The organism is Rhizobium sp. SVR5-2C (assembly GCF_056755115.1).
This window is the reverse complement of the sequence record NZ_JBNDHT010000091.1, coordinates 1-12,475: the sequence shown is the minus strand read 5'-3', so window position 1 is coordinate 12,475 and position 12,475 is coordinate 1. Positions and strand designations below refer to the sequence as shown.

At 59.4% G+C, this 12,475-nt stretch carries 12 protein-coding genes; 2 read left to right on the top strand and 10 right to left on the bottom strand.

Annotated features, from left to right (window positions below; all coding sequences use genetic code 11):
* Positions 1-29 precede the first annotated feature (29 nt).
* Complete coding sequence (gene trxA, locus ACPYOI_RS23205) at positions 30-350, top strand: thioredoxin (RefSeq protein ID WP_168831886.1); 321 nt, start codon at positions 30-32, stop codon at positions 348-350.
* 47 nt (positions 351-397) lie between these two features.
* Here trxA and ACPYOI_RS23200 read toward each other — a convergent pair whose 3' ends face one another.
* From ACPYOI_RS23200 to ACPYOI_RS23160, 9 genes are all read right to left on the bottom strand, one after another.
* Entirely contained in the window at positions 398-1,750 is a 1,353-nt protein-coding gene (locus tag ACPYOI_RS23200; RefSeq protein WP_481417675.1) for a bifunctional folylpolyglutamate synthase/dihydrofolate synthase, read from the bottom strand.
* A gap of 29 nt (positions 1,751-1,779) precedes the next feature.
* Positions 1,780-2,682: an acetyl-CoA carboxylase, carboxyltransferase subunit beta gene (gene accD / locus ACPYOI_RS23195; RefSeq protein WP_168831884.1), complete on the bottom strand. Its 903-nt coding sequence runs from the start codon at positions 2,680-2,682 to the stop codon at positions 1,780-1,782.
* A 39-nt stretch (positions 2,683-2,721) separates the two neighbouring features.
* A complete protein-coding gene (gene trpA / locus ACPYOI_RS23190; RefSeq protein WP_168831883.1) occupies positions 2,722-3,561 on the bottom strand; it encodes a tryptophan synthase subunit alpha in 840 nt (279 codons plus the stop codon).
* 3 nt (positions 3,562-3,564) lie between these two features.
* Positions 3,565-4,785 carry a tryptophan synthase subunit beta gene (gene trpB, locus ACPYOI_RS23185; protein WP_481417674.1) on the bottom strand — a complete coding sequence of 407 codons (1,221 nt, stop codon included), beginning with the start codon at positions 4,783-4,785 and terminating at the stop codon, positions 3,565-3,567.
* A gap of 2 nt (positions 4,786-4,787) precedes the next feature.
* Positions 4,788-5,456 (bottom strand): phosphoribosylanthranilate isomerase, encoded by a 669-nt coding sequence (locus ACPYOI_RS23180; protein ID WP_481417673.1) that lies wholly within the window; start codon positions 5,454-5,456, stop codon positions 4,788-4,790.
* 75 nt (positions 5,457-5,531) lie between these two features.
* Positions 5,532-6,296 carry a M48 family metallopeptidase gene (locus ACPYOI_RS23175; protein WP_481417672.1) on the bottom strand — a complete coding sequence of 255 codons (765 nt, stop codon included), beginning with the start codon at positions 6,294-6,296 and terminating at the stop codon, positions 5,532-5,534.
* A gap of 87 nt (positions 6,297-6,383) precedes the next feature.
* A complete protein-coding gene (locus ACPYOI_RS23170) occupies positions 6,384-6,818 on the bottom strand; it encodes a DUF2852 domain-containing protein (protein WP_481417671.1) in 435 nt (144 codons plus the stop codon).
* Between the two features lie 144 nt (positions 6,819-6,962).
* Positions 6,963-8,234, bottom strand: a complete 1,272-nt coding sequence (locus tag ACPYOI_RS23165) for a polyhydroxyalkanoate depolymerase (RefSeq protein WP_481417670.1) — start codon at positions 8,232-8,234, stop codon at positions 6,963-6,965.
* A 206-nt stretch (positions 8,235-8,440) separates the two neighbouring features.
* Positions 8,441-9,283 carry a fumarylacetoacetate hydrolase family protein gene (locus ACPYOI_RS23160; protein WP_481417669.1) on the bottom strand — a complete coding sequence of 281 codons (843 nt, stop codon included), beginning with the start codon at positions 9,281-9,283 and terminating at the stop codon, positions 8,441-8,443.
* 258 nt (positions 9,284-9,541) lie between these two features.
* Between ACPYOI_RS23160 and ACPYOI_RS23155 the strand changes: the two genes are divergently transcribed.
* Positions 9,542-10,135 carry a nitroreductase family protein gene (locus tag ACPYOI_RS23155; RefSeq protein ID WP_168831876.1) on the top strand — a complete coding sequence of 198 codons (594 nt, stop codon included), beginning with the start codon at positions 9,542-9,544 and terminating at the stop codon, positions 10,133-10,135.
* Between the two features lie 56 nt (positions 10,136-10,191).
* Here the strand turns inward: ACPYOI_RS23155 and gyrB are convergent.
* Positions 10,192-12,475: DNA topoisomerase (ATP-hydrolyzing) subunit B (gene gyrB, locus ACPYOI_RS23150; RefSeq protein WP_481423408.1), on the bottom strand; the 2,284-nt coding region annotated here is incomplete at its 5' end.

Genomic DNA, 12,475 nt, shown 5'->3' with positions numbered 1-12,475 from the left:
CAACAGCAATTCCGCTAAAGGAGCAGCCTATGGCTACCGTGAAAGTCGATATCAACAACTTCCAGTCGGAAGTCCTGGAATCCGCAGAACCCGTCGTCGTGGATTTCTGGGCCGAGTGGTGCGGCCCGTGCAAAATGATCGCTCCGAGCCTCGAGGAAATCGCAACCGAGCTCGCCGGTAAGGTGAAGGTCGCCAAGCTCAACATCGACGAAAACCCGGAACTGGCAGCTCAGTTCGGCGTTCGCTCGATCCCGACGCTTGCCATCTTCAAGGGTGGTGAAGTTGCCGATATCAAGGTTGGTGCTGCCCCGAAGACCGCTCTTTCGAGCTGGATTTCGAACGCCGCCTAATTGGATTTGCACATTGAAAGAAAAGCCCGGTTTCGACCGGGCTTTTTTCATTTCGGTGGTGTTCCATTGTCGGCAAGGACATCGCCGACAAGATAAAGGGAGCCGCCAATCAGGATTCTCGGCGGCGCAGCCTGCGGATCAACGATCGCCTTGATCGCGTCCAAAGCTTCGCCGACCGTCGATACCGGCTCTGCCACCAGCCCCGCATCATAGGCAGCGTTCGACAGGATCACCGGATCGATCATCGCGTCACTTCCGCGGATCGGCACGCAAAACACCTTCTCGGCCAGTCCTGTGAAGGCCTTGAAATAGCCAATCGGATCCTTTGTGTTGATCATGCCGGTAATGAGATAGAGCGGCCGCGGCCGCTTTTCCTCGAAATTCGCCATCGCCTCGGCGATCACTTCGCCGGCACCGGGATTGTGCCCGCCGTCAACCCATATCTCGGCACCGGCCGGGGCATGAGCCATCAGACGGCCTTCCATCAGCCGCTGGAGCCGCCCGGGCCATTCGACGGAACTCATCGCCTTTTCCATCATCGCCTCGGTGACGACGAACCCGGCTGCCTTGACGGCGCGGATTGCGGCCGCAGCGTTGGCATATTGATGGCGGCCGGGAAGGCGCGGCAGCGGCAGGTCAGCGAGCCCGAACTCATCCTGATAGATCAGGCGACCATATTCTTCGTGCGCCATGTAATCCTGGCCGAAAACGGCAGTCGGACATTGTAGCCTTTCTGCCGTCGACATCAGCACTTCAAGGGCGGCGTCGTAGGGCTGCTGGCCGATCACGACCGGACGGCCGCGTTTCATGATGCCGGCCTTTTCGGCGGCGATCAGTTCGACCCGGTCGCCAAGGTAGGGCTGATGGTCGAGCGAGATTGGCATGATGACGGACACGGCCGGATCGGAAATCACATTCGTCGCGTCGAAACGGCCGCCGAGACCGACTTCGATGACTGCCGCATCGGCCGGGTGCTCGGAAAAAAGCAGAAAAGTCACCGCTGTCAGGATTTCGAAGACGGTAATCTTCTGCCCTGCATTGGCCTCTGCAACGCGACGCAGCGCGTCTGCGAAGATGGCATCATCAACGAGCTGACCGGAGCCGCCCTCGACACCCATCCGATAGCGCTCGTGCCAATTGACCAGATGCGGCGAGGTATGAACGTGAACACTGTAACCGCCCGCTTCGAGCAGCGCCCGGCAAAAGGCGGTAACCGAGCCCTTACCATTCGTTCCGGCGACATGGATGATTGGCGGCATTTTGCTTTGGGGATTACCCAAAACTTCGAGAAGGCGCGTGATGCGCTCAAGCGAAAGGTCGAAGCCCTTGGGATGCAATCCCAAGAGCTTGTCGATCTCCTGTGCCGCTTCACTCACTGCAGTCTGGCCTCTGGGTATCATTCAGCACCCCGTCCAAGCCGGTTATTCGCTCAGGCGCTCGCCGCCAAAGCGATCGCGCCACCGTTCACCGCAACCGACGCGGCCGGCTTCTTTGTCAGGATACTCAGCACGCGCGCGAGCGTCTCGGGAATATCATGACGCTTGACGACCATATCGACCATGCCATGCTCGAGCAGGTATTCCGACGTCTGAAAGCCTTCCGGCAGCTTCTCGCGGATCGTCTGCTCGATGACCCGCTTGCCGGCGAAGCAGATTTCGGCGCCCGGTTCCGCCAGATGCAGATCGCCCAGCATCGCATAGGACGCCGTGACGCCGCCCGTGGTCGGATTGGTGAGCACGACGATATAGGGCTGGCCTGCTTCCTTCAGCATATCGACGGCAACGGTCGTGCGCGGCAACTGCATCAGCGACAGGATACCTTCCTGCATGCGCGCGCCACCCGATGCCGGGAACATCACCAGCGGGCACTTCTCGGAAATTGCGCGCTCGAAGGCTCGCACGATCGCCTCCCCGGCTGCGATGCCGAGCGAGCCGCCCATGAAGTTGAACTCATGCACGACGGCAACGAGCTTCAAGCCACGAACCTTGCCGACGCCGGCGACGATCGTATCTTCCTGTTCGGTCTTGATGCGGCTGTCCTTCAGACGATCCGTATATTTCTTGGAATCGCGGAATTTCAACGGGTCCTGCGGAACCTTTGGCTGCGGCAGCGACTCGTATTCGCCATTGTCGAACAGGTCGGCAAGGCGCGCCTTCGCGGGCATCTTCATGTGATAACCCGAGGCCGGAATGACCCACTTGTTCTCTTCCAGATCCTTGTGGAAGACCATCTCGCCCGTTTCCGGGCACTTGATCCATAGGTTCTCCGGCACTTCGCGACGGCCCAGCATGGAATTGATGCGTGGGCGAACGTAGTTGGTGATCCAGTTCAAGTCGAAAACTCCTGATTGACTGCAGCCAATGTGGGAAATCTATTCGGCAGCAACAAGGCGTGCCGAACGTGTCCCGGACGAGAGACCGCGAACGAGCGTGGCCACGGCCTGAACAGTATCAGCCGTCGCCTTTCCGTCCGCCGTCAGGCTCGTCGCCACCTGGTTGACGATTGCGGTACCAACGACAACGCCGTCGGCCGAGCTGCCGATGACCTTGGCATGGTCGGCCGTCTTCACGCCGAAACCGACGCACACGGGCAGATCAGTGTGCTGCTTGATGCGCTTCACCGCGCCGGAGACCAGCGATGGATCGGGCAGAGCCGAACCGGTAATGCCGGTCATCGAAACGTAATAGACGAAGCCCGACGTGTTCTTCAGCACGGTCGGCAGGCGCTTGTCGTCGGTCGTTGGCGTCGCCAGGCGGATGAAGTTGATGCCCTTCCGGATTGCCGGGATGCAGAGTTCATCGTCCATTTCTGGCGGCAGGTCGACAACGATCAGACCGTCGATGCCGGCGGCAAGCGCATCGTCCAGGAACCTTTCGACACCGTAGACATAGATCGGATTGTAGTAGCCCATCATGACGATCGGCGTAGCATCATCCGTCTTGCGGAAATCGGCTGCCAGCCGCAGCGTCTTCGCGAGCGTCTGCCCGCCCTTCAGCGCGCGCTGGCCGGCCATCTGGATTGCCGGACCGTCGGCCATCGGATCGGAAAAGGGCATGCCGAGCTCGATGATATCCGAGCCCGCTTCCGGCAGCGCCTTCATGATGCCGAGCGAGGTCTCATAGTCGGGGTCGCCGCCCATGAAATAGGTGACCAGCGCCGGGCGGCCCTCGGCCTTCAGATCGGCAAAGCGTTTATCCATACGTGCGGTCATGACTTATGCACCCATTCCCAGAATCTTGCCGACGGTGAAGATGTCCTTGTCGCCGCGGCCCGAGAGGTTCATCAGGATGATCTCGTCCTTGCCCATCTTCGGCGCGCGCTTGATCACTTCGGCAAGTGCATGCGACGGCTCCAGCGCAGGAATGATGCCTTCGAGACGCGTCAGCGTCTGGAAAGCTTCGAGCGCTTCATGGTCCATGATCGGCACATATTCGGCGCGGCCGATATCGTTCAGCCAGGAATGCTCGGGGCCGATACCAGGATAGTCGAGGCCAGCGGAAATCGAATGGCCTTCCTTGATCTGGCCGTCTCCGTCCTGCAGCAGATAGGTGCGGTTGCCATGGAGAACGCCCGGCGAGCCGGCGGTGATCGACGCACAGTGCTCGTCGCCCTGCAAACCCTTGCCGCCCGCTTCGACGCCGACGATCTTGACGCTCTCGTCATCCAGGAAAGGATGGAAGATGCCGATGGCATTCGAGCCGCCGCCGACGGCAGCAATGACGAGATCCGGCAGACGGCCTTCGGCCTCCAGCATCTGCTGTTTGGCTTCGGTGCCGATCACGGCCTGGAAATCCCGGACCATTTCCGGATAGGGATGCGGGCCGGCAGCCGTGCCGATCAGGTAATAGGTGTTGTCGACGTTGGTGACCCAGTCGCGCAACGCCTCGTTCATGGCGTCCTTCAGCGTGCCGTGGCCTGCCGAGACGGGTTTAACCTCAGCGCCAAGCAGCTTCATGCGGAAAACGTTGGGCGCCTGACGCTCGACGTCGGTCGCGCCCATGTAGACGACGCAGGGAAGCCCGAAGCGGGCGGCAACGGTCGCAGACGCGACGCCGTGCTGACCGGCACCGGTTTCGGCGATGATGCGCGTCTTGCCCATGCGCTTGGCAAGCAGGATCTGGCCGATGCAGTTGTTGATCTTGTGCGAGCCTGTGTGGTTGAGCTCTTCGCGCTTGAAATAGATCTTCGCGCCGCCAAGCTCAGCCGTGAGGCGCTCGGCGAAATAAAGCGGACTCGGCCGGCCGATATAATGAGCGCCGAGATGTTTCAATTCGGCCTGGAATTCCGGATCATCCTTGGCCTTGTTCCATTCCTCCTGCAGATCGAGGATCAGCGGCATCAGCGTTTCGGCAACGAAACGTCCGCCGTAGATGCCGAAACGGCCGTCTTCATCGGGGCCGGAACGGAAGGAATTTGGTTTTGGCGTCTGGTTCACACTCAACTCCCTGAGGCGGCTTGGGGCTCGCAGGCCGTTTCAACCGCATCGAAAAACTCATCGATCATGGCAACGCTCTTCACGCCGGGCGCACTTTCCACACCAGACGACACGTCGATGCCGGGCGCCTTGGTAATTGCCAAAGCTTCTGCAATGTTGTCCTTGTTCAATCCACCGGAAAGCATGTAATCCACGCTGTCGTCAAGCCAGCCAAGCAGGCTCCAGTCGAAGGAAACGCCATTGCCGCCGGGAAGTTCAGACCCTTTCGGCGGCTTGGCATCGAACAGAAACCGGTCGGCGATCCCAATATAGGCCTCGACCCGCTTCAGGTCGTCGGCGCTGCGAACGGAGAATGCCTTCATGACCGGAAGGCCGTAAACAGCCTTTATCGTCAACACACGTTCGGGGCTCTCGTCGCCATGAAGCTGGATCATGTCCGGCTTCAGAAGCGCGACAATCTCATCGAGCTCGTCGCTTGTCGGATTGACCGCGACGGCCACTATCTTCGCCTTGCCGCGTATGGGTTCGGCAAGCTTTCCGGCAATGTCCGGCTCGATATAGCGAGGGCTTTTCTCGAAGAAGATAAAACCGATATGGCTCGCGCCGCGCTTCAACGCACAGTCGATCGCTTCAGCGCTTTTCAGGCCGCAGATTTTGATATCGGGTTTCATGGCAGCGGAGTGACACGAAAAGGCAAAAGAGTCGAGCCAATTTGCGACTGGCGCTTAATTTAGAACGGCCCGCACTCAATCGAAATCGATCGCGTGAAGCTGACTGCCGTGGCGTTTCAGCCAGGATTTCGCCTCTTCCATATGCGGGCAGAGCTTGCCGCAGAGCGCCCAGAAACGCGGGCCGTGATTCATCTCCTTGAGATGCGCCACCTCATGCGCGGCCAGATAATCGATCACCGAGGCAGGCGCCATGACGATGCGCCAGGAAAAACTCAGATTTCCCTCCGACGAACATGAACCCCAGCGGCTGCGCGTATCCTTCATGGAAATCGACTTGATCGGTGCCTCTATCGAACGCGCGTGGACGTTAGCGAGCCGCTCGAGGTCGGCGCGCGCCTCCTTCTTCAGAAACGTCGCAATTCGGCGGCCGAGATGTTCCGGCAGGCCGCTGACCTTGAGCACATGCCGGCCATCGATCACGACGGCTTCGGTTAGACCACGCAGGCTGCCGGTGTGCTCGATCCGCTGCTTGATGCCGCGGAAGAGGATCTCGCCGCCATCGTGTAACGCGCTGTCGACCGAAAATTTTGCGAGCTTCGTCAGCAGCCATCCCTGATGACGATCGAGGAACGCATTGACCTCGCGTGACGCAAGCCCTTTCGGAACTGTCATTTTCAGCGCCCTGCCGCCGGGCTCGATCCGCAACGTGATCCGCGTTGCGCGATCATGCTGCTTGATCGTCAGCGGCATCAGCCGCCCCGCCACATCAAGCGTCCGCGTTTCAGGCGGCGCAGGCTTTCTGGCGGCAGACCGCCGCGGCTTTGAAAGAAGCGGAAACATAGGGCATTTCTATACGATTCGTGGGAAATTCAGGCAAAGAAAAACCGGCATCGTCGGATGCCGGTTAGGTGAGGTCCATTAAGTCCGTCAAGGTGTTTGGAACTCGGCGACCGGGCCGTTGTCATCGCGCTTTGCATTCTTGCGGTCGCGCATGAAACGGTCGAATTCTTCCTGGTCCTTGGCGCGGCGAAGCTCGCGCATGTAGGTATCGAATTCCTCACGCATTTCGTCGAGCTTCCGGCGCTCTTCTTCGAGGCGGTCGAGTTCAGCCTTCCGCCAGTCGTCAAAGGCGACGTTGCCGGTCGAAAAATGCGGGCGGTAGCGGCCGTGCGAACGGCGGCAGCCTGAAAAGAAGCTGTCAGTCGCGTTATTCGTATCGCGCTTGAAGCCACGAAGGCGTTCGCCGAAGATGATATAGGCAAGCATGGCCAGGCCCAGAGGCCAAAAGACCACGAAGCCGAGCACCATCAACGCAATGGTAGCCGGAGTCCAATCCGGGCGGAGCAATGCTGACTGGTTCATCGTGCGGTATCCTCCCTTTCGGCGTCCGGCAGAATACCGAACGCTGAAAATCGATGTGGTTACCGCTACGCAGCCCTTCAAGACGAACGATTATGAAATCGGACAAGCCCTTGAATGGCCAAGTTTAAATCAGCAGACGCTAACTCAGGCCGATCTGCCGCCCTTAATGACGCGCTTCACGGCAGGTTTCGCGGCCCGAGCGTGTTCGCGGACAAAGTTGACGATGCGGGGCGCAATCTCGCGGCGGAAGCGCGATCCGTTGAAGACGCCATAGTGGCCGACATCCGGCTGCAGGTAGTGCATCCGCATATCCTCGGGGATATTGATGCAGATCGTCTGGGCTGCCTGTGTCTGGCCGACACCGGAGATGTCGTCGTTCTCGCCCTCGACGGTCAGAAGCGCCACATTGCGGATTGCGGCCGGATCGACGCGTTTGCCGCGATGAACCAGTTCGCCCTTTGGCAGCGAGTGCTTCTTGAAAACCTGATCGACGGTCTGCAGGTAAAACTCCGCAGTCAGGTCCATGACGGCAAGATACTCGTCGTAGAAATCGCGGTGCTTCTCAGGCTCACCGTCATTCTTCACGAGATGCATGAAGAACTCCTTGTGGGCGATCACGTGGCGGTCGAGGTTCATCGACATGAAACCCGATAGCTGGAGGAAGCCCGGATAGACCGGGCGCATAAAGCCCGGCTGCGGCCACGGCACATTCATCACGACGTTTTCGGCAAACCACTCGAGCGGCCTGTCTTCCGCGAGCTTGTTGACCGCGGTCGGATTGATCCGGGTGTCGATCGGTCCGCCCATCAGCGTCATCGACGACGGCGACAATGGATCATTGGCCTCTTCCATGACAGAGGCAGCCGCCAAAACCGGGACCGAGGGCTGGCATACGGCGACCACGTGCGTATCGGGACCGAGGAAATGCAGCATCTCGATGACGTAATCGATATAGTCGTTGAGATCGAAAGTGCCTTCCGTCATCGGCACCATGCGGGCATCGACCCAGTCGGTGATGTAGATATCGGCGCTTGGGAGCAACGCCTCGACCGTACCGCGAAGCAGCGTGGCATAGTGACCGGACATGGGTGCAACAATCAGTATTCGCGGATCGTTGTGGCCCGATGGCGTGTCGCGTTCGAAATGGAGAAGGTTGCAGAAGGGTCGAGACCAGACGATCTTTTCACGAACTGCGACCTTGCTGTCGCCGATCACCGTTTCCTTCAGCCCGAACTCCGGCTTGCCGTAACGGCGCGTCGTGCGTTCGAACATTTCGAAACTGGCAGCAAATGTGCGGCCGAGAGGCGTCTGCGAAAACGGATTGAGCGGGTTGGTATAGGCGAGCCGCATCACATCGGCGGCAGCGCGGAACGGCGCTACCATGGCATGATTCAATTCATAGAGTTGATAAAACATAGGATGCGCCACCTTTCTTTATCGGAAAAGACGGCGCCTTTGGGGGCAGGCACACACTTCTTTCCATCATCTCTGCTGGCACTTAAACGCAGATTAACAGGCTTTTGTTGCATAGCAACATAGGGGTCCGCACCGCAAAAAGAAATGCCGGGGCTATCAAATCCCCGGCATCATGATGCGCTTCAATCGTTAAAAGATCGGCGAAGTCAGCGGTCTGCGACGAAAGTCTGCTTCTGGGTACCGAGACCTTCGATCCCAAGCTCGACGACATCGCCGGCTTTGAGAAACTGTGGCGGCTTCATGCCCATGCCAACGCCCGGAGGTGTGCCAGTCGAGATCACATCACCCGGATGCAGCGACATGAACTGGCTGAGATAGGAGACCAGATAGGCAACACCGTAAACCATCGTCTTCGAAGAACCGTTCTGCATCGTCTGGCCATTGACCTTCAACCACATGCCAAGGTTCTGCGGATCGGCGATCTCATCCTTCGTGACGAGCCACGGACCGATCGGGCCGAAGGTGTCACAGGACTTGCCCTTCGTCCACTGGCCGGAGCGCTCGGTCTGGAAGGCACGCTCCGAAACGTCATTGGAGACGCAATAGCCGGCGACGTAGTCCAGCGCTTCAGCCTCGGTAACGTATTTTGCGGTCTTGCCGATGACGACGCCGAGTTCGACTTCCCAGTCGGTCTTTTCCGAACCGCGCGGGATGATGACATTGTCGTTCGGGCCGACGATCGCGGAGGTCGCCTTCATGAAAATGATCGGCTCCGGCGGAACGGTCGCGCCGGTTTCGGCGGCATGATCCGAGAAGTTGAGGCCGATGCAGATGAACTTCCCCGTGCCTGCAACGCAGGCGCCGATGCGGCTCGGCGCCAGCTCCGGGAGGCTCTGCGGGTCGAGCGCTGCGATCCGCGCAAGACCGGCCGGCGAAATCGCTTCGCCACCAATGTCAGCGACATGGGCCGAAAGAGCGCGGATCTTGCCAGTGGAATCGAGCAGAGCCGGCTTTTCCCGGCCAGATTCGCCAACACGCATCAGCTTCATGAGATATCCTCCTTACCGAAAATAGACGTGCCACCTATGGACCAGTTAGCCGTACTTGTCAGTACAGCTTTTCGCCTGAGCGGTACGCACTCTCGAAAATTTTCCCTGCACAAAGCCAGGCATCGATGGCGAGCCGTGAGCATAACCCGTTCCTGGCGTCCGTTCACGGAACGCCCCCTTTGGAATGGGTTGGCTTGCAAAGTTCCTTCGGCGGGCAATATGATCCGGCACATCCCGCCCCCAACACCCGGAAACAAGATGACTGAAGCCAATAGCCGCAAATCCGAATATCCGATTGACGCCATGTTTCTCAATCGTTGGTCGCCGCGCGCCTTTACCGGCGAAATCATAAGCGAAGAGCAATTGCTGACGATCCTGGATGCCGCGCATTGGGCGCCGTCCGCCAGCAATCTGCAGCCCTGGCGCTTCATATACGCGCTCAAAGGTACCGAACACTTCGAAAGGCATCTCGGTTTGCTCGTCGAATCAAATCAGGAGTGGGCAAAGCATGCGTCCGCGCTGATCTTCGTCGTCTCGCGCGGCTTTCGCGGCGATTTTTCGGAAAACAAGCGGAGCTACACGCATTCGTTCGATGCCGGTGCTGCTTGGGGGCATCTTGCCTTGCAGGCACGTTTCTCAGGCTTCTATGCTCACGGCATGGCCGGAATCAAACTCGATGAGATCAAAGAGGCCTTTGCGATCCCGGAGGGTTATCGCGTCGAGGCGGGCATTGCCCTCGGTCGTCTCGCCGACAAAAGCGTTCTCTCGGAGCAAAATCAGGAACGCGAAGTACCGAGCCACCGAAAGCCGCTCTCGGACGTCGCCTTCAACGGCAAATTCATCGCGAATTGAGACCGCAAAACAAAAGGCGCGTCCGTAGAGCGCGCCTTTTGGTCAAAGCACTTCCATTAAATATCGAGGTTCGCCACGCTCAGCGCGTTGTCCTGGATGAATTCGCGCCGAGGCTCGACTTCGTCGCCCATCAGGCGGGCGAAAAGACCATCGGCATCCGTCGCATCGCTGACTTTTACCTGCAATAGCGAACGAACGTTCGGATCGAGCGTCGTCTCCCAGAGCTGCTCAGCGTTCATCTCACCGAGGCCCTTGTAGCGCTGCATGGTCAGCCCTTTGCGGCCGCTAGCGAAGATGGCATCAAGCAAAGCACGCGCGCCGGAGATTTCCACATCGCCGTCGCGGCGGGAAAGCGCCGGCGGTATATGATAGATCTCCTTCAGACGCGACGACAACTGATCGATTTGGCGGGCGTCCTGCGAACCGATCAGAGCCATGTCGAGCGTCACGATTTCCTTGACACCGCGCACCATGCGCTCCAACCGCAATCCGCCTTCGCTGGTGAGGGCGCCTTCCCAGCCGCGCTCGGTTTCCTCGGCGATCATGTCCAGACGTTTGGCGACTTCGCCGGCAAGCTGTTCGGCCCGAGCGCGATCGCTCACCGCTTCGGCGTTCAAAGCCCCGGCGATTGCCGCCTGCTCAACGACAGCGCGGTTGTAGCGCGAGTGCAAGTTGTCGAGCAACGCACGCAAGCGCAACGCATCGACAATGACTTCCCGGAGGTCCTGCCCCGCACGGACCTCGCCGCTTCCGAGCTTCAGCGCCGCATCCTCTAGTCCCTGGCTAATCAGATAGTCTTCCAGCGCTTTTTCGTCCTTCACATATTGAACGGACTTTCCACGCGAGACCTTATAAAGCGGAGGCTGGGCGATATAGAGATGGCCGCGCTCGATCAGCTCCGGCATCTGACGGAAGAAGAAGGTCAGCAGCAGCGTGCGGATGTGGGCGCCGTCGACGTCGGCATCCGTCATGATGATGATCTTGTGATACCGAAGCTTTTCAGCGTTGAATTCGTCCTTGCCGATGCCCGTGCCGAGCGCGGTGATCAGCGTGCCGATTTCCTGGCTCGAAAGCATCTTGTCGAAGCGGGCGCGCTCGACGTTCAGGATCTTGCCGCGAAGCGGCAGGATCGCCTGGTTTTCTCGCGAACGGCCCTGCTTGGCGGAACCGCCTGCAGAGTCGCCCTCGACCAGGAAGACTTCCGATTTGGCCGGATCACGTTCGGAGCAATCGGCAAGCTTGCCGGGCAAGGAGGCAATATCGAGGGCGCCCTTGCGGCGCGTGAGTTCGCGGGCCTTGCGGGCAGCTTCGCGCGCGGCAGCGGCTTCGACAACCTTACCGACAAGCACTTTTGCTTCCGTCGGATGCTCTTCGAACCACGTGCTGAGCGCCTCGTTGACAAGGCTTTCGACAACCGGCCGGACTTCAGAGGAAACCAGCTTATCCTTGGTCTGCGAAGAAAACTTCGGATCAGGCACTTTGACGGACAGCACTGCCGTCAGGCCTTCGCGGCAGTCTTCGCCCTGCAACGTGACTTTCTCTTTCTTGGTGATGCCCGAGCTGTCGGCATAGGACACGACCTGGCGCGTCAGCGCGGCGCGGAAGCCGGCCATATGCGTTCCGCCGTCGCGCTGCGGAATGTTATTGGTGAAGCACAGTACATTTTCGTGGTAGCTGTCGTTCCACCACATGGCCACTTCGACGGTGATGCCATCCTTTTCGCCGCGGATTGCAACGGGCTTGTCGACCAGCGGCTTCTTGGCGCGATCGAGATAGGCAACGAAGGCCTCGAGGCCGCCGTCATAGCGCATCTCTTCCTGCTTGATATCCGAATGGCGCTTGTCGGTGAGCAAAATGCGGACACCGGAATTCAGGAACGCAAGCTCGCGCAGGCGGTGCTCCAGCGTAGCGTAATCGAAGTCCGTCATCGTGAATGTTTCGGTGCTCGGCATGAAACTCACTTCCGTGCCGGTCTCGTTGCCAGCGTCACCCGTCACCTTCAGCGGCGCGTCGGCCACGCCATGCGTGAAGCTCATCTCATGAATCTTGCCCTGGCGGCGGATTTTCAGCTTGAGCCAGACGGAAAGCGCGTTAACGACGGAAACGCCGACGCCGTGCAAACCGCCGGAAACCTTGTAGGAATTCTGGTCGAACTTACCGCCGGCATGGAGCTGCGTCATTATGACTTCGGCTGCAGACACGCCTTCGCCGCTATGGATATCCGTCGGAATGCCGCGGCCGTTGTCGGTCACGGTGACAGACCCATCGGGATTGAGCGCGACAGTGACAATATCGGCATGGCCCGCGAGCGCCTCGTCGATCGCATTGTCGACCACCTCG